The following is a 21,515-nucleotide window of genomic DNA, read 5'->3' as shown; positions in this document are numbered from 1 at the left end:
GTGCCTTCAAAGTGGTAATTACCACACAGGCTTTATGGTCACAGGAGCCAAATCTCACTTCCTGCCGTATACGTGCACCCGATTCACCGGCTTGCCATCCTTATGAACGATTCCCCCGGCATGGAGCCAGGCCAGTATTCCTCCCCGCATGTTAAACATCCTGATGCCTTTCTTTTTGAGCTTGGAAGCCAGTTTACCGCTTCTTGAACCGATGGTGCAGTATCCGATAACGATATAGTCCCGATACGCGGAAAGGTTTCGCCTGAACTTCGTTTCCGTAATTGCCCCGGTAATCATAGACACGGCCTGCTCTTTGGTTTTTCGGATATCCACCAGAATTATTTTTTTCCGGTCCATAATCTCAAGGGTCAGCTCTGCCGAAAAATCCTTTACTGTGGGAAAATCCTTTTGGTAACCTTGGTACATTTCATCAATTTTGCGTTTCTTAGCCGCATCAGTCAAATATTCCGCCGCGACCGGGGCTTGGACAAAGATAATGAGATAAAGAAGCGGTAGTCTCCAGACTGATAACTTTCTTTTTGCATGTCTTTTCGTATGAAATATAAAAGAATCAATTTTCATGATAACACTCAGCGTTTTAGATAGAATATGACTCTTTATAGTTTACTTCTCTTCAACGGGATAGTTGGCCCTGAACCACTCGTGCCAGCCTCCCTTGAGAGCGTAAACTTTTGTGTATCCCTTTCCCATAAGCTTCTGTGCCGTCCCGGCACTAGTACCCTCATCTGGTCAGGCGCAATAAAGCACAAGGGTCTTGTCCTTGGGATATTTTTCAGCCCAGGGACTAAACTTTGACGGATTTTCTCTGACTGCTCCCTTGATTTTAAACTCACTTCCCTTCCAGTCCTTTCCAGCTCGTACATCCACGATTATAACGTCAGAATTGCCAATCTTTGCCTTGAGCTCCTCCTTTGTCATCCTGGGAACCTCAGCCGCGATGGCCGATTGGGCCAACATACATAATATAACCACACCGATTATCCCTGTAACGAGTCTAACTAATCTTGCTCTCATCTTTTTTCCTCCTTATGTTTCGTGTTATGGTTTTTCTGCTTCCTGCCCAAGAAACAGATCCAGGTATTACTACTTTGATAAGCCTGTCACTTTTCCGCTAAAACGAATCCATAGTAGACCGTAAAAAGAGAGACCGGCCACAATTAAAAAAATAGACTTTATAAGAAGTATTGATTCATCATCGGTCCACAACAGCCCAACAAGAATCATAATCAATACCGCAAAGGCGACTATAGGAAATACCCGATAACCCCGAATCTGAATGTGTTTCGATTTTTCAGGCATACGCCTGCTCATTATGAAAACACAAAGGTGAATCACGGCATAGTTAAAAAGCCAAAGCCACATACCTGCCCTGGTATATACTGCCAATGCCGGTTCTCCGGCCATCCCAACAGCCATCATGGCCCCTGTCCATATCCCCAGAAAGATAAGCGGAATCGGCGCGCCATTTCGGGCCGGTCCCAAAAGAGATGGCAAGAGACCCTGGGTGCTCATACCCGCAATCATTCTGGAAACAGCCATAAATAAGGCATTTACAGCAGCGCAGGTGCCCGACAGAATTACTATTCCCATGAAAATCCTACCCTTTTCGCCCATAATGGCTTTAGCTGTAATCGTATAAGGGATTGTCGTGTCAGCTAATTTGCCGGGTGATACGTATTTTAGGGAAACGACTCCCCACAGATAGAATATCAAACCAACTAACAAAAGTCCTCCGACCATGGCCTTCACCAGAGCAAAGGGATGCCTCCTTGTCCTTTCAATGGTCATCCCAGCCAGATCATATCCCAAAAAAATAACCGGAGCAAACAATGCTGCCCGTGCGATTTGGAAAAACGGGGGGTTGGCATTCTCTGCTACTGAAGGAACATTCTCCCATCCTGACAAGCCTCCTATGGACAATACCAAGAGGCCCAAAATGGCCACCGAGACAAACATAATCTGAGCTGTCTTCGAAAACTTAGATCCGAGTAGATTTATTAAGACCAGAATTCCCAGCAAACAAAAGGAGAAACCTAAGTTTGGAAACCAAAAAAGGAACGTCTCGTTGAACACATAACCGGCCGTAGCCAGGATTCCGGTAGCAGCGCAAACGGTGAACAAAACCCGCGCACCGATAGGAAAAACGATGGCAAATACGGGACCCAAAGCCATTCTTATGAACCGAGCCTCAGCTTCTGGGCCAGGGAAAGGGGACATTATTTCCCCCAAACTGAAAGCAGTGACCAGGTGAAGGAGTATAGCTGCAGGTATAAAAATCAGGAAGGACATCCCCGCCACGCCTGCGTTGTTTCCCAGTAAAGCCAGAGACTCACTGGACAACATAAGGCCAGTTGCAACAGCTATGAGCGAGGCAAATCTCATCCTATTTAATTTGACGAATGGGTCGTTTTCCACCACTTGCCTTCTTTCTATTTTCCATTAAGAGACCAATTATAGTCCAGGTACTTAACCTTAATCTTTTCTTTATCGGCCTCCAGTTGACCTTTCAGATCCCCTTTTGCATACTTCAAAAAAAAGCCGATGATATCGTTATTGAAATCTTCCTTAAACCACTTAAAGATACTGCTCACGTAAAGCATGTGGTTTTCCAGGCGATTGCTTTCAAGATGGTTAATAAACGCCCCAGTCATTTCATCCAGTTGTTGGTCTAATGCATCCCCGTGGTATGGCTCCGATCGCAAAGGAGGGCAGCTTTTAGCGGCGCAATTTATGGCAAAATGAACCCGTGGGTCCTTAAACTCCGGTCTGAGTATACCATGCTCAATGTCATCTAAGGTCATGATTTTGCCGTCAATACGGCAAATCTTTTTTTTCCAGGGGCTTTTAAACAGGGTTCCCAGCTCTTTAATGGATTTCACCCCAGGATATCCGCTGAGGATAAGCTTAATGGTCCAGGCGTTGTAAGCATTGATGTAGAACGCAAATTGCTCATTGCGCGACAGCATCTTGGAATCGACTTTTTGCAACTTCTTTAGATATTGATCAAGGACCGATTCTGCATTTTTAAACCCCTGATAGTTCACCGCGCCGTGGTTCACATATTTCTTTAGCAACCCGGCATAAAGGCTGTGGTCTAATCCTTGAGCGGCTGTGGCTGTCAAGCCCACAATCAGAAAACATAACAGAGCAGCCACACCTATTTTGTGCCTGTGAAACATCATGGTGTTTTCCTTCTTCCTGTGTTTACGCCAGTCGTTCAATTAGGATGCGAGACAGAGCAATTTTATATTTGGTTTTTACCATATGTCGTTTGGGCATTTGAATCCTTACATGAGCAAATGCAAAAGCAAAAAGAATGCTTGCCACGAAAAAAAATCAAACCAAACATGATATGCAACCAGCGTCTACTGAGCCTTGTTCAGCTATCATAGCATCAAGGTTCATTCATTTCTGCGTCAGACGTTGCACGCGATTGGGATTTGATTTATCCTGTCTAGTTATTCGTTTTGTTCTCCGGTTACGAGGCTTAAGATATCTCTGAAATCCATTTCGTGAGAATATCCCTGTCTTTTTGGTTGATAGAAGTAATTCTGAGCAGGGTGATCATTTTATCTTTTTGTTTTTCAGAGGATAAAATCTTAGCATAAATATCGTCAAAACAATGGGCGTCCGTACAGAAATCAAATATCAGTTTAATATCTGTCAGGGGTTCAAGACGGGTTTCAATTGACGCGGTTATCTCGTTATCGTTGAGGGTTATGGTTTCCCCCGACATGGATTCGCTCGCTATTTTTTTGTGTTCCACTTTCCAGCAGTGAAAGGGAAGGCTGATTTCAATACCATTCTTACCGGCCACCCGAAAGCCCAAATCAACATCATAAGGTGGCCCGATAGCAGTTACCGGATATATTACCAGGGGCTTTTTTAACCCTTTCATCATAACGGTCTGGGTAGGAGCTGAGGTCACCCACTCCTTGACAAGACGGTAAGTGGCTTCTCCGACAAGAACCTGCCCGCCAATAGTATTGGATTCTATTCTGGAAGCGATGTTAACGGTGGTTCCCACAATACCGTATTTTGTTCTCATTTCTGAACCAATATTGCCCACAATGACCGATCCGGTGTTGACCCCTATTCCCATCTCAAGGGCAGGATAACCTTCACCCATCAGCTCATGATTCAATTCCATCAGCGCATTTTGCATTGCAAGGGCACAGGCAATTGCACGCAGAGGATCATCATCATGTTTTTCGGGCACGCCGAAAACTGCCAGGATTGCATCGCCAATGAACTCATCTATCATCCCATCATATTCCATAATGACCTTTGACATGCGTTCAAGATAACGATTCAAAAGCTGCACCATTTCTTCGGGATCTCTGGTTTCAGACAGGCTGGTGAAGCCGCGAAGATCGGACATCAAGATCGTCACTGTTTCTCTTCTTCCGCCGATTTCCCTGCCATTCGGTGACTCAAGGATTTCATCAACCACTTTTTTGGAAAGATAGCGACCGAAGGTGTCTCGAATAAATTTGACAAGGTGCAGGCGTTCCTCTGATATCTTCAGTATGGTGTCCAACATCTGTGTACGGGAGGAAAGGATTCCCTTGATCTCTTTAGGGGCGTCTCCGGGCAGGCTTACCTCCCTTGCTGAGGAGTCATCGTTCTGGAAACGCTGATTGGCAGAGGCAATGGTTTCAAGAGGTGAAATGATTCGTTTTTCAAGGAAGCTCTTGAGCGTAATCATCATGAACAAAACGATGATTGCTACAAGGGATAAGATTCTTATGGCATACCAGAAGAGTTCTACAGATCCCTTATCTTCGGTTAAAGCCGCGTATATAAGTGTCCCTATCAGCAGTATTCCTTCAATGATCAATATACGCCAGAATACTCCCAGCAAGACGATTTCCCTGACACTGTTTTTTCCACTTTTACTTGTCATAATGAAAAACCCCAAGCATCGGCGAATAACCCACAACCTACACAAAAAGAAGCGGTCAACTCCAATTTTCAGCGGAACGATAGAATCTCGTGAACCCTATCTAAATCGCCCATGATTTAATAAAAATGGTGTAACAATCAAATCTTCCTATTTTTAGTAACTTTTATTGATTGCAATAATTATGCCTAGAACATGACAAAATGGAGACTGAAGTTTTCCATGCGGTGCGAGTTTCCCCGACATATGAGGTCTAAAAGGTTTGTTTGAACAAGCGTGGGGACAAAGGCTCAGGCGGGATTTTTTTTAAAGCAGGAACGTTTTGGCTGGATGCGCAAAATACGATAATATACAGGAAGATATTGACAAATATGTTGATATTATAAAAAATGCAGGCGTTCAAAGTAATATGACAATTTCCATGGAAGTTACAACCTGTGGCTTAGTTAGACGGTACCGGGGTGGCTATTTTCTGAAAGTTTTTCTTTAAGGATTTATCATATCCATGTCTCGCCTGTCACACATTTTAGCATTTTTCGGCCTGGGCAGAAGCACCATCGGCATGCTGTTTATGGTCATCCTGGTGGGTATGGGCGAGAGAATGGCCGAGCGGTTTCTTCCGGTTTACTTGATCGCAATCGGCGGCAGTGTGATTTCCATAGGCCTTTTAAACGGCCTTGATAATCTTTTATCCGCTCTTTACGCCTATCCGGGCGGTTATCTTTCCGACAGAATCGGCACCAAAAGAGCCCTGCTGGTGTTCAACCTCTTTGCCATGTGTGGATATCTTATGGTTATTTTTATTCCGTTATGGCAGGCTGTTTTGGTGGGTGCCGTGTTTTTTTTGTCATGGTCTGCCATATCGCTGCCGGCAACCATGAGCCTGATTACCAAGGTGCTTCCAATGAATAAGAGAACCATGGGGGTCTCCATGCTTTCCCTGGTGAGAAGATTCCCCATGGCGCTTGGACCGATTATGGGAGGGCTTTGCATCGGGTTATGGGGAGAGCGTGACGGCGTTCGGGCCGCATTTGTGGTTGCACTGCTGTTATCCGTGGTGGCAACCATCGTTCAGCAAAGCCTGATCGAAGACGATCATGGGCAGGCATCCCAAAAGGGGTATGTGTCACCGGAAAAAAATCCGCTAAAACTGTTACGCTACATGAGCCCCGCCCTTAAACGACTCCTTGTTGCTGATATTCTGGTAAGGTTTTGCGAACAGATTCCGTATGCTTTTGTGGTAATATGGAGCATGAAGACCATTGCAAACCCCGTTTCCGCCGTCCAGTTTGGTTTTTTAAGCGGTATTGAAATGGTGGTGGCGATGCTTATTTATGTTCCGGTGGCATATTTTGTCGACCAAAGCACAAAGAAGCCCTTTGTGGTCACAACCTTTATCTTTTTTACCCTCTTTCCCCTGGTGCTTCTATTCTGTCAGTCGTTTCAACTGCTGGTGCTTGCATTTATCCTGCGAGGGTTAAAAGAATTTGGTGAACCCACCCGGAAAGCGTTGATCATGGATCTTGCGCCGGAAGATCGCAAGGCAGGCATGTTCGGCCTGTATTATCTCATCCGTGACGTGGTGGTCTCCATCGCGGCATTTTCAGGTGCCTTCCTGTGGATGCTCGGACCGGCCGTCAACTTTCTGGTTGCATTTTCATTTGGCGTGGTCGGTACAATCGTCTTTACAATATGGGGGGATGATCAAAGCCAAAGAGTGAATTCTCTATTATAGTAAAATGGGTCAATAGAACCTTAAATGCAACCGGTATGATAGAAATATACTAACATCAGGTGATTTGAAAACGGCACCCGATGATCCGGCTAAATACGATTTAGCACTTACACCCCTGCGCATGTAAGATGGTTTGAATATGATTTACATGGTTGATAAAACCGGTTAATTATGTTATTTCCTTTCTATTATCCCCATAATAGTTATCTATATTTATTATGCCTAAGTTATCTCTTGAAAAAGTATTATCCAATCAAAAGAACCTGGAACGGGTTCTTGACAATTTAAAGGACGGCATCATTGCCCACGATTTGAATCGGCGCATCTTTTATTTTAACCGGGAGGCGGAAAACATCACCGGGTACAGCAGAAAAGACATTCTTGGTAAGGAGTGCCATAAAGCGTTTGGCATGCCTTTCTGCGGAGGGCAATGCACTTTTCTTGCCAACGACTCGGTGTTGACTGCCAGAGCCGAATATTCAACAACCATAACGACAAAAGACGGTGAGCCCCGGCAGGTTGAAATGTCTTATGTGATGATGAAAGATAACCAAAGCCGGGATTTCGGAGTGCTGGTCTGTTTTAGGGACATTACTGACCTGTTACAGCTTAAGGCAAGTGTTGCAGAATCCACCGGGTTTTCCAATATCATCGGTCGGGACAGTAAAATGCTCATGCTGTTCAGGCAGATTAGAGATGTGGCCAGCTATGATTACCCGGTGCACATTTTTGGAGAAACCGGAACAGGCAAAGAACTGGTTGCCAAGGCAATTCATAATGAAAGCCAGCGCGGAGGCGCGCCGTTTGTGCCGATTAACTGTGGCGCCCTTCCCGAAGGGCTGATTGAAAGTGAGCTGTTCGGTCATGTGAAAGGGGCTTTTTCCGGCGCCATCCGTGATAAAAAGGGACGCTTTGAGCTTGCAGACGGCGGCAGTATTTTGCTTGACGAGATTGCAGAACTTCCCAAAATGCTGCAGGTCAAGCTGCTGCGGTTTTTGCAAGACGGCATCATTGAAAAGGTGGGCGGAGAAAAAGCCATACCGGTCAACGTCCGTGTCATCAGCGCAACCAACAAGGACCTTAAAAGGGAAGTACGCAAAAACAGGTTTCGGGAAGATCTTTTTTACCGGCTCAGTGTGATTCCGGTAAATATTCCCCCGCTGCGTGAAAGAAAGATCGATATTCCCCTTCTGATAGATTTTTTTCTGGATCAGGCGGAAAATGAAGGTCAAAAGAAAAAGAAGTTCTCCGATGAAGCGCTCTCTGTCATGATGGACTATAACTGGCCGGGAAATGTTCGTGAACTGCAAAATGTGGTTTTATTTTCCATTGTGAAATGCCGCAACAAAGTGATTAAACCAAATGACCTTCCCATGGAATTTAAAACTGCTAAAAACAGCCTTCAAAAACGTGGCCCGTCCGGGAAGCTGGATCTTGACCGGGTGAACAAGGCCCTGATCAAAACAGGGGGGAACAAAGCAAAAGCTGCCAGGCTTCTGGGGGTCGGTCGGGCCACGCTGTATAGATTTTTTAAAGAGCATCCAAATGAAATTAAGAACAATTAGAGGTTTCCTCACATTTTCGCATCTCATCTTCAGGCCATCTTCGACCGATTCACAATTGCGAACCTGCTGAAATGGAATTCTATTTCAGTGGGTTCATTTATTCGAATCGATCAAATCCGACCTGAATCTGAGCGCGAAAACTGTGAACTTATTTTTTCACGAAACCTTATGCTGCATCAATGTCACGCCGGTCCTGAAAATCCATAAGAACCCGCTCTCTGGCCTTGTCAATACCCAGAGCTTTTCTCTTTTTATCAATGTGGGCAATCATCTTTTGAGCCATCAGGTGGGGATCCGGTGTAAAATCCCACTTGCCCAGCCCCTGCTCTTCAAGCCCCTCAAACAGCAGTTTCTGAAATTTTGTCTCATCCACAATGGGGAAGGTCACTCCGAAAACAGTATATACGCCGGAAGCAACAAAATATTGGCCGATACTGATGGCTTTTTCACTCATCCATTCAGGTGCGGCACCGGCTGCGGGGAGATCTGCCAGACAGTCACCCAGACCGCCCTGTTTGACCATTTCTGAAGCGGCAATTAAAATCCGGCTGTTGTCCACGCAAGATCCCAGCCCAAGCACCGGCGGCATTCCAACTGTTTCACAAACTTCCTGTAATCCCGAGCCGGCCAGACAGGCAGCTTCAGGGATCATAAGTCCTGCCTTGGCAATGGAAATTTGCGAGCAGCCCGTAAGGAGAACCAGAACGTCGTTTTTAATAAGCTCCTTAACCAGCTCCACATGTACCCAGTCATGTTTCACCCGGGGATTTGTACAACCCACCACTCCGGCAACACCGCGTATCCTTCCATTGATAATATTATCATTAAGGGGAGCATAGGAGCTCCTGAAAGATCCGCCAAGCATGTAATTGATATACTCATGGGAAAAACCATGGATTCCGATGTTGGTCATTTTCGGTATTTCGACAGAAACATTTCTGTTCTTAAAACGGGAAATGGCTTTTATAACCACTTCATCTGTACATGCCATGGGGTCATGGTCATTAAATTCAATGTGCAGGGCCCCTTCAATATGAGCTCTGCGGTTGGTGGTTATAAAAGGCGTGTGGTAGCATTCAGCGACCGTTGCAAGCCCCTGCTTGATACACTGAATATCGACACACATGGCGTCAACGGCCCCGGTCACTAAAACCGCCTCGGTGGACATAAAATTTCCCGCGTGGGGAATGCCGTGGCGAGACATCATTTCCGCACCGGAACAGCACATACCCACCAGATTGATTCCGGTGGCACCGGCATCTTTTGCCGCTTTAATTAAAGACGGTGAATTTACCGATACAACCATGGATTCAAACATATTGGGCTCATGGCCGTGAACAATAATATTTACCTGGTCTTCCTTGAGTACACCCATGTTCACATCCACGGCAACCGGTGTGGGGGTCCCGAAAAGGATATCGGATATTTCCGTAGCCACCATGGATCCACCCCAGCCATCAGAAAGAGCAGTACGGGTAAACTGCTTGGTAATATTTTTATAATGCTGATCCACGCCCATGTGAGTCCGGTGCATCATTTCCATAATTTCCAGCATGGCTCCCCGTGGAACCACACCGAGTTTGCGCCAGGTTTCCAGTGTCTTTGGCGGGACCCTTTTCATAAATGGAATTTCCCCTTGGATCTGAGTGTAAGTCGCTTCCAGTTGCTCGTAAAGGTCTTTGGCTATCTCTTCAGTCGTGCGTCCTTCGATCTCTATTCCAATGGAAAGGGCAACATCTTCAAGCTTCTCGACATCTTTTATCTCATAGTCTGCAATATTTCCTTTTACGACTTCTCGGAAAACTTCGAGCATGGCCATCCCGTGATCCGTATGTGCAGCGGCTCCGGCACATACCATCCGTGCAAAATTTCTAGCCATAATGGTATCTATGGTTGCACCACATACCCCCACTTTTCCATATGGATCCCTGGCGTTTAACCGGCAAGGTCCCATGGAGCAGTGTTTGCAGCAGGCTGAATTAGACCCGATGGGACATGCTTTCATGTTTTCCGCGCGATCAAAAGCAGTTTCAACACCGTCTTTTCTTGCCTTTTCAAGCATTTGCCGGGTTGAGTCGCATATGGTAACATCTTTTAAATTTTTTTGCTTTTTTTGCTTTGGAGCAATTTTTTCTTTTTCCATGGTTTCTCCCTTAATTAAAGGTTAAAAGATAACCCGTTGGTTACGGGCGATAATGAATATTTATTGAGCATTATCTGATTGACTTTAGATGTGATATTATTTACACGTTTTAAAATGAGAACAAAAAAATGATACTCAGGGCTTTAAATACTAATAATAATAATTACTATTAACAATATATCTTGTTAATCATCTTGTCAAGAAAATAAATATAAAGTGTTTTTTAGTTATTTTTAATGCTTACAGTCTAGGCATACAACTTGGTTAAAAAATAAGGCCTAAGCCAAGGAAAGGAACAAAATATGTCAGAAAATAATGTAAAAATTTATTCACTCAGTACCTGCAGTCACTGCAAATCGACCAAAAAATTTCTTTCTGAATGTGCAGTAAAATATGAATTTGTAGATGTCGACCTGCTTGAAGGAGCGGAAAGAAAAGCAATCCTGGAGGATGTCAGAAAATTTAACCCAAAATGCTCTTTTCCGACCATCATTATCGGTGAAAAGGTGGTTGTGGGGTATAGGGAAGAGGAAATAAAGGAGGCGCTGGGGCTTTAATGAATACCAAACAGCTATATGAAATGCTGAAAAAATCACAGGAGCCAAAAGGCTATTATTTTAATACGGATGAGGTAAGGGTTTTTGATTTATTAAAAGCACTTCTGATCAATAAAGACAGATATGGATATATGGCCTGCCCGTGCAGGCTTGCATCGGGAGATAAAGAAAAAGATAAGGATATTATCTGCCCATGTGTCTATCGGGAAGCTGATGTAGAGGAGTACGGAAGCTGCTACTGTAATCTTTATGTTTCAACTGAATGGAATAATAAAAAAATTCCTCACCGTTATATTCCGGAGAGGCGTCCTGCTGAAAAAATTGAATTTTAACCTGAATTTGAATTGATAGTCTTGTAAAAAGTAATACCGATGGATAAGTAGAAAGTTTCATATACGCCCCGCAGGAAGCGCCCTTGGGGTGCAAGGCGCAGCGGCTTTTCATTCACGAGGCAATACATGTAGTATGCCGAGTATCTGTAAAACGCTGGAACCCAGTAGATGGAACTTGTTACGACGCTATCCGAATTTATCAAAGGCGATCATTTCAGGCTCAACACCCAGGCTGTCAAGCATTTCTATTATGGCATCCAACATCATAGGCGGACCACACACATAGTACTCTATCTCGGTGGGATCAGGATGGGTGTTAAGGTAATTATCGTAAAGGCATTGGTGGATATATCCGGTCATTCCATCCCAGTTGTCTTCTGGTTGCGGGTCAGAAAGAGCCACATGATAAGAAAAATTTTTAAATTTATCCTCAAGCGCCACGAATTCATCATTAAAAAAGAGCTCCATTATTGATCTGGCACCGTACCAGAATGATATGGTTCTATTTGTATGGAGGGTATTTAGCTGGTGCATGATCTGGCTTCTTAGCGGAGCCATACCGGCACCACCTCCGACAAAACACATTTCCCTATCGGTATCCTTTACAAAGAAATCCCCATAAGGGCCGCTTAAGGTCACCCTGTCGCCTTTCTTCAAATTAAAAATATACGAGGATCCTGCACCTGGGGGCGCTATTGCAACACCGGGTGGTGGTGTTGCAATGCGGATGGTGAATCTGAGGATATTTTTTTCACAAGGGGGATTTGCCAAAGAATAGGCCCGGAAAATAGGTTCTTCGGTTTTTGACTGTAACCCCCAGAGATTGAATCGATCCCAAATTGGACGGAACCTTTCTGCCACCCTGACCTTAAATTCGGTAAAAGACAATTTATATTCCGGTATATCTATTTGAATATAAGCCCCGGCATTAAAATCAAGCGCTTCTTCCGGATCGATTTCTAAGACCAGTTCCTTAATAAACGTGGCCACATTTTCGTTGGATATAACGGTGGCCTGATATTTTTTTACATTAAAAATTTCTTCCGGTATGTGTATATGCAGGTCTTCCTTTACCTTTAACTGGCATGCCAGGCGGATGTGATTGTTTTTTTCCTTTCTGGTCAGATGGGCAAGTTCTGTCGGCAGAACACCTCCACCTCCCTGGTCTACCCTGCATTTACACGTTCCACATGTCCCACCTCCTCCACAGGCGGAAGGTAGAAAAATATCATTTTCCATCAGCGCTGATAAGAGTGTTGAACTGGCCGTTGTGTGTATGCTTTTTGACTCATCATCATTGATAACGATTTCACGGTCACCTTTTTTGACTATTTTTGCCTCAACCAGCAAAAGCAGACTTACCAGAAAAAGGATAACCGATGAAAACACGACTGTGCTGATAATAAAAATCAAACCGAGTACCTTTTACGGATTAATAAGTTGAGAGATCGGAGAGTTTTTCAATCTCTGCTTTGTTCGCCTGGAAAAGCGCCTATTTGCCCGTACAGGCCTTAACAAATGAGTACATCACTATGTACACGCCCCCTATGTTTTGCGTTAAACCAATACAGGCAGTGACAATTATAGCTGCCGTGAGAATCTGTTTGTTGGGGCTGGTTCAAATCTTATACAAGCGAGATAGCTGCCGTACGTCAGTCTCTCAATATTATTGTTAAGGCCTGTACGGGCAAATGGGCGCTTCTCCAGGCGAACTTCCGACAAACATTAAAACGCAAACGCTTCACCAAAAAAATTTTGAGAGTAACTCTCCGATCTCTCAATTCAATTATTATTCTACAAAGTTATTCCTGAAAAAAGCATAAACCCCATGGCCATCAAACCGGTGACGATCATTGTAATGCCGAACCCTTCAAGGCCTTTGGGCACACTGGCATATTTTAGTTTTATTCTAATCGCCGCCATGGAGACGATGGCAAGCATCCATCCCACACCGGACCCGATACCGAAAACCATGGACTCCAAAAAGGAATATTTTCGTTCAACCATAAACAAAGATGTGCCTAAGATCGCGCAGTTTACCGTTATTAAAGGAAGAAACACCCCCAGGGAATTGTATAAGGTAGGGGAAAACCGGTCGATCACCATTTCAACCGCCTGTACCATTACAGCAATAACGGCAATAAAAGTAATGAGTTTCAAAAAACTTAAATCAACTTCAGGAAGCCCCGCCCATGAAAGGGCTCCGGGTGCCAGCAGATAGTGATATATCAGCCAGTTTACCGGTGCGGTAATGGTAAGCACAAAAACCACCGCAAATCCAAGTCCGATGGAGGTGTCCATATTCTTGGAAATGGCCACAAAGGAGCACATTCCTAAAAAGTAAGCCAGCAGAATGTTTCCGACAAAAACGGAATTTAAGAAAATGCTTAGCAGGTTTTCCATATTTGTTTATTCCTTTGCGATCGATTTTTGCAGCCACACCAAAAGGCCGATGATGATAAACGCGGCAGGCGCAAGAAGCATAAATCCCATATTCTCATAACCGGCATTATAGAACGAGTTGGGAATAACGTTAAAGCCGAAAAGTTTGCCTGATCCTAAAAGTTCCCTGATAAAAGCTACTGCGACCAGAACCGACCCATAACCGGCACCGTTTCCAAGCCCGTCAAGAAATGACAGACCCGGCGGATTGCCAAGGGCAAAGGTTTCAGCCCGACCCATAACAATGCAGTTGGTAATTATTAATCCGACAAAAACTGAAAGTTGCTTGCTGATATCATATAAAAAAGCTCTGAGTACTTCATCCGCCAGAATAACAAGGGTGGCGATGACGCTCAGTTCCACAAGCATCCGAATATTTCTGGGAATAACCTTTCGCAGCATAGAAATAATAAGATTTGAGAATGCAAGGACGAATGTCAGGGATAAAGCCATGACAATTGCGGTTTTTAGCTGCACCGTAACAGCCAGGGCTGAACAGATTCCGAGCATCTGAATAAAAACAGGATTGCTCTTAATAAGCGGTTCTGAAAATGCTTTAAAGTGTTGCGTCTGTGTAATTTTCATTTATCTTCCCCGTTTACGCCCATTCGGAACAAAAAGGTCCCACAATCTCATTTCTGTAGGCGTTCACAGGTGCTGCAGATGTGCGTGCTCAGGGCTACCAGCTATAGTCTGCTATGCTGGTTGCCCTGAGCGCGTGCAGATGCGCGGTGCCTGTGAACGCTTACTATTTTTCTTTCCTGACAGGACAGCTTTTTCGTCCAGCGGTCAGCCTCAGGAGCTTTTTTGTCCTAAATTTCAATGATACGGGCTCATATTCAAGAAGAATATCTTTTAAACCTGTCGCAAGATATTTGCCGGTCAGTGTTGCCCCGGAGATACCGTCTACGTAATTTCCCCGCCTGTCCTCAGGCACCGTATCCTTCACGCCGCCCTTTGCAATGGAAAGCGAAAGGAAATTTCCCGTACGATTCACAATTTTTTTCCCTTCAAAATTTTTCTGGAACCATCGCTTTTCTATCTCTCCGCCAAGTCCCGGAGTTTCGGAGTGTTTATAAACCGTGAAACCGGCAATAGTCGATCCGTCATTTTTTAATGCCAGGTATCCTAAAATCCTTCCCCAAAGGCCCCTGGAATCAATGGGCAGAATATAGGATTCAATACGGTCATTTTTCATATAAATATAAACATGTAGCTCTTTTTTGGCTTTTTGACCCTTTTTGATTATAGACCCGGTAGAATCCACCCAGATACATTTTATATTCTCCGCATATTCTCGGTTTATTTCTTCATGTGTGTATCCGGCGTTTTCATCAATCAAGCCGACTGATTTTAAAATGTTTTTCTGCCTGTCCATTGCAATATTCTTTTGCTGCAATCCCTTCAGCCCTGTTGATGCTGCTGTAAGAGATATTGTGCAAACCAGACAGGTTGCGGCTGCAAAAAGAAACGATCTTAATTGATCAGACATTTTGTATCCTTTTTTTCAGCCTTAGCTTGATTTCAATATGGTCCAGCAGGGGAGCAAACAGGTTCATAAAAAGTATTGCCAGCATGACACCTTCTGCATATGCCGGGTTAAAGACCCGTATTAAAACTGTTAATACGCCGATGGCAAATCCATAGATCCATTTGGACCTGTTCATTCCAGGGGAAGATACAGGATCTGTGGCCATATAGGTGATGCCGAAAGCAAAACCGCCCATTACGAGGTGATAAAAGGGGTTAAGGGAAAGCCATGCCATGGATGAATCCGTAGCCAAAAAATTAAGAAGAAATCCTGTAAACAATACCCCGAAAATTCCTCCAAAAATTATTCTGTAACTGGCTATTCCCATAACGATTAACATTGCAGCGCCGATCAGACATAACAGGGCTGAAGTTTCGCCGATACTTCCGGAATAGTTACCCAAAAATAGTGTTGCGAATGTATGATTGCCTTTTGCCAGAATAGTTTCAATCTTTTCATGAGATTCTACAAGGGTGGAAATGGCAAGGGGGGTTGCTCCGCTGAATGCATCAACTACTTTTTCTCCTGCTCCGCTCACCGCAGTCCAGACCGTATCTCCTGACATTTTTCCGGGATATGCAAAGAACAAAAAGGCCCTGGCGGTTAGTGCCGGGTTTAGAATGTTTCTACCGGTTCCTCCAAATACCTCTTTTCCGATAACAACACCGAAGGAAATACCAAGGGCAACCTGCCAAAGGGGTATAGTCGGCGGCAGTGTAAGGGGGAACAAAAGACCGGTAACGAGAAGCCCTTCACTGATATTGTGCTTTCTTACTACGGCAAACAGGGTTTCCCAGAAGAATCCGACAAGATATGAGACCAAAATTATAGGCAGAACAATGAAGAGCCCCTTACTAAATACGGCACTCAGGTTAAGGGGCAGCTCTGATGCAAGATTGGACTGGTACCCGGCATTATAGATACCAAAAAAGAGAGGCGGCATTAGGGCTATTAACACAATGATCATGAAGCGCTTAAGATCAAGGTTGTCACGAACATGGGAATTTCTTGCAGTTGAAATTCCGGGAGTAAAGAAAAAGGTCTCGGCTGCCTCAAAAAGCGGCTTTAATTTTTCAAGTTTTCCACCACTTGCAAAGTGATGTCTCTGATTGTCGAAAATGTTTTTAATGATCTTCATAGTTCTTAAGCGTTCACCGAACGCTGAAATTTGAAATTAGAAAATAGAAATTTGGCCTTCATGCTTTTGTGCTGTTAATGAACGCATTCAATTTTGGGCCAAGTTTATCAATTATTGCTTTGTATTCTATAGCGTTTGACTCGGATAAAACTTTTCTCCTGGTGAGTTTTCGTAACCATGATTTGGTTTCTTCAAAGGAACCTCTTGAATATAGATAGAACTTTTTCCTGTCAGCAGGAGTATATCGACCATACCCTTCCGCTATATTTGCAGCTATGCTATCAGATGATCGTATTACCTGATAACCTACGGTGTTTTGAACCTTTTTGTTCCACTTATCAAAGTCGTGCCAGACCATATCTGATAACGTTTCTGCCAGTTTGTATACATCCAACTCGTAAACTCGTTTCATCTCTCCCCAATTTCTACTTTCCAATTTCAAGTTTCAAGCCGTTAAGGGCTACCATGATTCTTTGTAATAAGCTTCCTTTGCCCCTTTAAAAGCAGCACAAAGCTCTATTTTTGAAGGACAAACGTATGTGCACAAACCGCACTCTGCACAATCGAGCAGACCATGGGCCAGCGATTCCTCAACCTCATCCGCCAGGATACTCTTTAAGGTAAACTGGGGCAGGATATCCACGGGGCACACTTCGCAGCAGTATCCGCAGTTGACACAGGCACGCTCCTCCCCGTGGAGGTTGCAGTCCATTTCCAATTCAGAGGTGTTAAATAAGGAGAGGAAAGTTCTGGAATAACTCGACTTATTAAAACCCGGCCTTAAGAATCCAAAAAATTCTTTTTCACGACCTTCAGGGATCAAGGTTAATGATGTTTCGTATAACCCCAGATATGTTGTTTCCTCCGCCGAATAGCCCTTGAAAACACCCCCTGCAATGTACCTTGAATCATTGTCCCTGTTATGGTTCTTGACAATGTGGGCAATGGGAGCTCCAAGCCTTGTCCGGATATGTTTTCTGTGGTCAGCTGATTGTCCGGCAAGCACAACGGTTCTGAGGGTGGGATATCTTCCGTACTTAAGCAGATGCGCAAGAAGCAGCACATCCTGCCCGGAAATATACCAGGCGCGGTTGTCTGAAGGTGATTTTCGTGTATAATAAAGGAAAACGCCGGGGTCATCCGCCGGATATTTCCCGTAAACAACATGAGTTACAAATCCCTTTAATCTGTCTAAAACAAAAGAAGAATCAGGGGATGCAAATATATAGACCCTGTCATTTGCCAGTTTTTTTAAAATTTTTATACCGAATTTGAAAAGATCTGATTTCCCCTCTATATAAACATCAGGGTCGGGTTGAAAGGGTTCCCGGCTGCATAAGTTGACAAAAATTGCCGGCGGAGTTAGGTGGGGCCCGGCAATATCTCTGAATGGCAACTCCCGGATGAGAGGCCATAGCCCGCCTGACATAAACTTTTTAACCAGTTTTTCTTTTTCAATATGTTCAAGCAGATTTTCGGAAATAGGCTCGATTTCCTCATGTTGTTCATCGGTGTCGAGTTTAATTACAATTTCCTTTATCACCCGTCGATGGCCGAAATTGATCTGAGCAATCTTACCGCCGCCTGGTGATAGAAATTTTAAATCAGGATTCCTCTTGTCCTCGAAAAGGATCGATCCCACCTTTACGTTATCGCCGACTTCGATTTTTAGTCTGGGTTTAATAAAGGGTATCTTTTCAGGAAGGACAGCTACTTTGTCAGGTTTTTCCAACACCTCAACTTCCCTGGAAGGCTTTCCGGTAATCTTTAAATCATAACCCTTTCTGACATGAAGTGAGATCATAAACCAACCATAGTTTTAAGTTTTTAAAAACCTAAAAACAAATTAATCAGAAATTTATTAAAAAAGCAATAATCATGCCGCAAAGCATTTGCTCTAAGGTGAGTTTCGGCACCAGACATGACTTGGACAAATATCATTTCTTCCTTGACACAGGCCCTTTTTCATCTTAGGAAATTAAGCATAACATAGATAATTCAGGTTTGTATTAATTTAGCCTATTGAAAAACATGCCCAAATGAGCATTAAAGTGATACGGTTTTAAAAAAATGCTACCCAGATTCAAGATAATTTTAATTTATTAACGTTATTTTGAATATTTTCGTAATAGTATTTGTTAAGCCCCAAAAATATAGGAGGACAAATATGACAACTATTCCTAAAAATGTAGAGAAAAGAATCAAAACCGGTATAAAAAAATATAAAAGTGTCCTCAAGAAAGCCAAGGATCGTGATGTAAACGAATCAGATACAGTAACAATTCTTACCGATTTATTGGCTGATATCTGCGGCTACGATAAATACACCGAAATTACAAGGGAATATGCCATTAGAAACACATATTGTGACCTTGCTGTAAAGATAGACGACAAACCAGTTTTTCTAATTGAAGTAAAAGCAATAGGCATATGCTTAAATGCAAATCACCTTCGGCAGGCCATTCAATATGCGTCAACGGAAGGTATTGAGTGGGTAATTCTAACCAACGGAGATCATTGGCAAGCCCATAGAGTTATATTTGAGAAGCCTGTAAAAACTGAAGTTGCCTTTGATTTTAGCTTGATAGAAACTAAAAATTCGTCCGAATTATTAAATACTTTCTTTTTGCTCAGCAAGGAAGGTGTCAAAAAGTCTGCCATTGACGTTTTTCACGAAGAAACACAACTCACAAATCGCTATATGATAGCGGCAACCCTCCTTTCTGAACCAGTTTTAAATGTAGTTCGTCGCCAATTAAGATCATTGAGCAACAAAGTAAAAATATCAATTGAGGATATTCAGCAAACTATCGAAGCACAAGCGCTCAAAAGAGAAGTTACAGAGGGCGATGAGGCAACAAAAGCCAAAAAACGTTTAGCTGCCGCGGTACGAGCAAAAAAAAGAGCTCAATCAAAAAAACAAAAAAGCAACGACACGGATGAAGGGAATTAACACAATTCGGGCTTAACAAACCATGGAGAGAGACCGGGATAAGCCGCGGTTTTTTTGGCAGGCCTCACTTGACGAAATGTTGAGGCTTTTAAATAGTCCTTCGTTAAGCGTTTCCAGGCCCTTCAATTCTGTGTTAAGGTGCCGAATAATTGAGAATAAAGAATGAGTGATGACTTTTGGAAATCCCTACGTGACGAGAATGGTGAAGCTGAACCATGCTCGCTGTCAGAAATCCAACATCTGAACTTCTCCACGATGCCGACGGATGCCTGTCTCTGCCTGATGGACAACAACTTCCCTGAGGTTATGATTACCTCATCCGTAGCAGAACTTCACTGCGAAATTACCGAACATATCTATTCAAAATTCTGGTGGCACAAGTTTTCCGCAGGTGCCTTTTCAAGCGCAATGACGCGCGCTGTCACACGACTTAAGGGAGAAGGGCACCCTCTCAGCGACCCAGCGATTGAGTCGGATGATGATATTCATATTTTCATTCGATGGAAACTTCATCTACCGACAAATTCATCTCCAGACATAATCATCGAGTCTATCAGGGCTGCTTTTGATCTGGTCTGGTCGCGAGCTGACGCAATCCTCGAAAATTCAGACTCGGTACTCATCCTTGGAAAGGACACCGGTTCGGCTTTGGATATATTGAAGCGCATCGCTACAAAGCTGGAGTCCCTTGGGTATTATCCGTACATCATCAAAGAAATGCCCGATCGTCTTGGCGAAGGCGTAATACAAAAAGTTCTTCGTTACGCATTGTCATCCAAGTTCGTTATTATTGAAAATTCTGAACCTTCGGGCCATCTTTACGAAATCCCACATGTTACAAAACTTGCTGAATGCGTAACCGGCGTGCTGCAAGAGGATGGACGAGGCGCAACATGGATGTTCGAGGATGCCTATGCAAAACATAAGCATTGGCGCAAATTCACCTATGCTACTGACGATGTAGAAGCAGCAACGGAAAATGTGGCACATTGGTGCGAGGGGTTCCTTAAAGAGTATGCCGAATACCAGAAAACGCATCTGCCATGGATGTAGAATGATACGAAAAGGGCAATGAACAGCCGGTTACGCGAGGCCGTGACAATTACGGAGAATTAATATCGAAGAGATTATTAGGGATATAAAGAAAGCGAAGCTTAATGATTTCCAGATTATGGAGAAGTACCAACTTGATCATAAGCAACTGGTATTCGTTCTTGGAAAACTGGCTGACGATAAACATATATCCTTCGGAAGGATGATTAATGCAGTAAAAGGGTGTTTAACTGGCAGCGACATTGGGACAGCAGAAGAATGTTTAGCTGTTATCGAGAAGTATTTTCCAAAAGCGTCGGGTGTAAAGACACTGAGACATAGAATAAAAAATGCTGTTGATAAGAAAAAGAGCCAAGACGAATTCCAGAGGCAAATGCAAAAACCGTCTCCGAGTCTTAAATGGTTTAAAGCTGAATATCCCGATGTTACACTGCATCCTGAGATAGAGCGTATGATCAAAGTCACAGATATATATTCTGCCACATCTAGTTCACACGTCATCAGCATATACCAACATCTGACTGAAACTCCGAAACGACTCACAATGATAGCTAAGAACAATCATCTTTTCTCAGGTTTATCTAAGTATGAGGCTAACCGGATGTGGCATTACATCATGCTGGTTACCTTGGCAGAAAATGGAATTGAGACTTTTTTCATCGTGAATGTGATGGACCCCATGACCTGTCATGTTTGCGGACATATCGGATTTACTCATCTTCACGTGAATAAGGTCAGAGATAGCATAATTAAGCGAGTAAGTTCCAACAGCTTTTTGCCGAAAAAACTTTTCCCATCTGTGGAAGATATTGATAATATGCCCCCAAATGAAAAAGTGCGGGTTTTAATGGAGAATGGTTGGTACCTTCCACCCTTTTGTGACAATTGCCGATGTCAAATTGCACCAACTGCTGTACCCGAATCCTATTTTGTTGATGCTCCATAGCGGCGGTGAGTTCTGGCAATAAGGGCATCAGGGACGTTCCGAAAGCGCCCCACCAAGCGCTTTGGAATTTTACTCCTAGTACAAAGTTTCATTAAAACATTTACATAAAATATAATATGTGATATAGCTTCTTCAAAAACTATGGAGGAAGCTATGCCAAGAAAAAGCCAAAGACCCAAATTACAATTAGACAAAG

21 protein-coding genes are annotated in these 21,515 nt (G+C 43.6%); 7 read left to right on the top strand and 14 right to left on the bottom strand.

What is annotated here, in order from left to right:
- Positions 1-54 precede the first annotated feature (54 nt).
- The 5 genes from SWH54_11025 to SWH54_11005 form a co-directional block, all read right to left on the bottom strand.
- Positions 55-582 carry a rhodanese-like domain-containing protein gene (locus SWH54_11025; protein ID MDY6791786.1) on the bottom strand — a complete coding sequence of 176 codons (528 nt, stop codon included), beginning with the start codon at positions 580-582 and terminating at the stop codon, positions 55-57.
- 42 nt (positions 583-624) lie between these two features.
- The gene (locus SWH54_11020; protein MDY6791785.1) at positions 625-1,035 is read right to left on the bottom strand and encodes a rhodanese-related (seleno)protein; all 411 of its coding nucleotides are present in this window, start codon (positions 1,033-1,035) and stop codon (positions 625-627) included.
- Positions 1,036-1,104: 69 nt separating this feature from the next.
- Positions 1,105-2,436, bottom strand: coding sequence for an APC family permease (locus tag SWH54_11015; protein MDY6791784.1), 1,332 nt, complete (start codon positions 2,434-2,436; stop codon positions 1,105-1,107).
- A gap of 14 nt (positions 2,437-2,450) precedes the next feature.
- Positions 2,451-3,203, bottom strand: coding sequence for a DUF547 domain-containing protein (locus SWH54_11010; protein ID MDY6791783.1), 753 nt, complete (start codon positions 3,201-3,203; stop codon positions 2,451-2,453).
- Between the two features lie 305 nt (positions 3,204-3,508).
- Entirely contained in the window at positions 3,509-4,927 is a 1,419-nt protein-coding gene (locus SWH54_11005) for an adenylate/guanylate cyclase domain-containing protein (GenBank protein ID MDY6791782.1), read from the bottom strand.
- A 502-nt stretch (positions 4,928-5,429) separates the two neighbouring features.
- On the opposite strand from SWH54_11005, the gene SWH54_11000 reads away from it, so the two are divergent.
- Positions 5,430-6,659 carry an MFS transporter gene (locus tag SWH54_11000; protein ID MDY6791781.1) on the top strand — a complete coding sequence of 410 codons (1,230 nt, stop codon included), beginning with the start codon at positions 5,430-5,432 and terminating at the stop codon, positions 6,657-6,659.
- Positions 6,660-6,877: 218 nt separating this feature from the next.
- A complete protein-coding gene (locus SWH54_10995) occupies positions 6,878-8,224 on the top strand; it encodes a sigma 54-interacting transcriptional regulator (GenBank protein ID MDY6791780.1) in 1,347 nt (448 codons plus the stop codon).
- A 166-nt stretch (positions 8,225-8,390) separates the two neighbouring features.
- On the opposite strand, the gene cooS is transcribed toward SWH54_10995, so the two are convergent.
- Positions 8,391-10,367 (bottom strand): anaerobic carbon-monoxide dehydrogenase catalytic subunit, encoded by a 1,977-nt coding sequence (cooS, locus tag SWH54_10990; protein ID MDY6791779.1) that lies wholly within the window; start codon positions 10,365-10,367, stop codon positions 8,391-8,393.
- A gap of 302 nt (positions 10,368-10,669) precedes the next feature.
- Between cooS and SWH54_10985 the strand changes: the two genes are divergently transcribed.
- On the top strand, positions 10,670-10,924 hold the full coding sequence (locus SWH54_10985) for a glutaredoxin family protein (protein MDY6791778.1): 255 nt from the start codon (positions 10,670-10,672) through the stop codon (positions 10,922-10,924).
- Positions 10,924-11,256: a ferredoxin-thioredoxin reductase catalytic domain-containing protein gene (locus SWH54_10980; GenBank protein ID MDY6791777.1), complete on the top strand. Its 333-nt coding sequence runs from the start codon at positions 10,924-10,926 to the stop codon at positions 11,254-11,256. The genes SWH54_10985 and SWH54_10980 overlap by 1 nt, the downstream gene beginning before the upstream one ends.
- Before the next feature lie 186 nt (positions 11,257-11,442).
- Here SWH54_10980 and nqrF read toward each other — a convergent pair whose 3' ends face one another.
- The 7 genes from nqrF to SWH54_10945 form a co-directional block, all read right to left on the bottom strand.
- A complete protein-coding gene (gene nqrF, locus SWH54_10975) occupies positions 11,443-12,669 on the bottom strand; it encodes an NADH:ubiquinone reductase (Na(+)-transporting) subunit F (protein MDY6791776.1) in 1,227 nt (408 codons plus the stop codon).
- 381 nt (positions 12,670-13,050) lie between these two features.
- On the bottom strand, positions 13,051-13,659 hold the full coding sequence (nqrE, locus tag SWH54_10970; protein ID MDY6791775.1) for an NADH:ubiquinone reductase (Na(+)-transporting) subunit E: 609 nt from the start codon (positions 13,657-13,659) through the stop codon (positions 13,051-13,053).
- Positions 13,660-13,665: 6 nt separating this feature from the next.
- Positions 13,666-14,283 carry an NADH:ubiquinone reductase (Na(+)-transporting) subunit D gene (locus tag SWH54_10965; protein ID MDY6791774.1) on the bottom strand — a complete coding sequence of 206 codons (618 nt, stop codon included), beginning with the start codon at positions 14,281-14,283 and terminating at the stop codon, positions 13,666-13,668.
- 163 nt (positions 14,284-14,446) lie between these two features.
- Positions 14,447-15,190, bottom strand: a complete 744-nt coding sequence (locus SWH54_10960; GenBank protein MDY6791773.1) for an FMN-binding protein — start codon at positions 15,188-15,190, stop codon at positions 14,447-14,449.
- Positions 15,183-16,367 carry an NADH:ubiquinone reductase (Na(+)-transporting) subunit B gene (locus SWH54_10955; GenBank protein MDY6791772.1) on the bottom strand — a complete coding sequence of 395 codons (1,185 nt, stop codon included), beginning with the start codon at positions 16,365-16,367 and terminating at the stop codon, positions 15,183-15,185. The genes SWH54_10960 and SWH54_10955 overlap by 8 nt, the downstream gene beginning before the upstream one ends.
- Before the next feature lie 58 nt (positions 16,368-16,425).
- The gene (locus SWH54_10950) at positions 16,426-16,779 is read right to left on the bottom strand and encodes a four helix bundle protein (GenBank protein ID MDY6791771.1); all 354 of its coding nucleotides are present in this window, start codon (positions 16,777-16,779) and stop codon (positions 16,426-16,428) included.
- Positions 16,780-16,827: 48 nt separating this feature from the next.
- Positions 16,828-18,171, bottom strand: coding sequence for a Na(+)-translocating NADH-quinone reductase subunit A (locus tag SWH54_10945; GenBank protein MDY6791770.1), 1,344 nt, complete (start codon positions 18,169-18,171; stop codon positions 16,828-16,830).
- A gap of 363 nt (positions 18,172-18,534) precedes the next feature.
- On the opposite strand from SWH54_10945, the gene SWH54_10940 reads away from it, so the two are divergent.
- The 3 genes from SWH54_10940 to SWH54_10930 all read left to right on the top strand — a co-directional run bounded on the left by SWH54_10940 (position 18,535) and on the right by SWH54_10930 (position 21,319).
- Positions 18,535-19,320 (top strand): type I restriction enzyme HsdR N-terminal domain-containing protein, encoded by a 786-nt coding sequence (locus tag SWH54_10940; GenBank protein MDY6791769.1) that lies wholly within the window; start codon positions 18,535-18,537, stop codon positions 19,318-19,320.
- Between the two features lie 162 nt (positions 19,321-19,482).
- Positions 19,483-20,373, top strand: a complete 891-nt coding sequence (locus SWH54_10935) for a hypothetical protein (GenBank protein ID MDY6791768.1) — start codon at positions 19,483-19,485, stop codon at positions 20,371-20,373.
- 118 nt (positions 20,374-20,491) lie between these two features.
- A complete protein-coding gene (locus SWH54_10930) occupies positions 20,492-21,319 on the top strand; it encodes a hypothetical protein (protein MDY6791767.1) in 828 nt (275 codons plus the stop codon).
- Here SWH54_10930 and SWH54_10925 read toward each other — a convergent pair.
- The coding region (locus SWH54_10925; GenBank protein MDY6791766.1) for a hypothetical protein at positions 21,298-21,515 on the bottom strand (218 nt) is incomplete at its 5' end. The genes SWH54_10930 and SWH54_10925 overlap by 22 nt on opposite strands.

The sequence above is a fragment of the Thermodesulfobacteriota bacterium genome (assembly GCA_034189135.1).
Lineage (GTDB): Bacteria > Desulfobacterota > Desulfobacteria > Desulfobacterales > JAUWMJ01 > JAUWMJ01.
Note: the sequence above shows the minus strand (reverse complement) of the source record. Positions and strands in the feature narration are given on the sequence as shown.

Bases quoted from the DNA above. Each gene is read 5' to 3' on its own strand.
- SWH54_11025 (MDY6791786.1), bottom strand. From the start codon at position 582: ATGAAAATTGATTCTTTTATATTTCATACGAAAAGACATGCAAAAAGA.
- SWH54_11010 (MDY6791783.1), bottom strand. From the start codon at position 3,203: ATGATGTTTCACAGGCACAAAATAGGTGTGGCTGCTCTGTTATGTTTT.
- SWH54_11005 (MDY6791782.1), bottom strand. From the start codon at position 4,927: ATGACAAGTAAAAGTGGAAAAAACAGTGTCAGGGAAATCGTCTTGCTG.
- SWH54_11000 (MDY6791781.1), top strand. From the start codon at position 5,430: ATGTCTCGCCTGTCACACATTTTAGCATTTTTCGGCCTGGGCAGAAGC.
- SWH54_10995 (MDY6791780.1), top strand. From the start codon at position 6,878: ATGCCTAAGTTATCTCTTGAAAAAGTATTATCCAATCAAAAGAACCTG.
- cooS (MDY6791779.1), bottom strand. From the start codon at position 10,367: ATGGAAAAAGAAAAAATTGCTCCAAAGCAAAAAAAGCAAAAAAATTTA.
- SWH54_10985 (MDY6791778.1), top strand. From the start codon at position 10,670: ATGTCAGAAAATAATGTAAAAATTTATTCACTCAGTACCTGCAGTCAC.
- SWH54_10980 (MDY6791777.1), top strand. From the start codon at position 10,924: ATGAATACCAAACAGCTATATGAAATGCTGAAAAAATCACAGGAGCCA.
- nqrE (MDY6791775.1), bottom strand. From the start codon at position 13,659: ATGGAAAACCTGCTAAGCATTTTCTTAAATTCCGTTTTTGTCGGAAAC.
- SWH54_10965 (MDY6791774.1), bottom strand. From the start codon at position 14,283: ATGAAAATTACACAGACGCAACACTTTAAAGCATTTTCAGAACCGCTT.
- SWH54_10960 (MDY6791773.1), bottom strand. From the start codon at position 15,190: ATGTCTGATCAATTAAGATCGTTTCTTTTTGCAGCCGCAACCTGTCTG.
- SWH54_10955 (MDY6791772.1), bottom strand. From the start codon at position 16,367: ATGAAGATCATTAAAAACATTTTCGACAATCAGAGACATCACTTTGCA.
- SWH54_10950 (MDY6791771.1), bottom strand. From the start codon at position 16,779: ATGAAACGAGTTTACGAGTTGGATGTATACAAACTGGCAGAAACGTTA.
- SWH54_10945 (MDY6791770.1), bottom strand. From the start codon at position 18,171: ATGATCTCACTTCATGTCAGAAAGGGTTATGATTTAAAGATTACCGGA.
- SWH54_10940 (MDY6791769.1), top strand. From the start codon at position 18,535: ATGACAACTATTCCTAAAAATGTAGAGAAAAGAATCAAAACCGGTATA.
- SWH54_10935 (MDY6791768.1), top strand. From the start codon at position 19,483: ATGAGTGATGACTTTTGGAAATCCCTACGTGACGAGAATGGTGAAGCT.
- SWH54_10930 (MDY6791767.1), top strand. From the start codon at position 20,492: ATGGAGAAGTACCAACTTGATCATAAGCAACTGGTATTCGTTCTTGGA.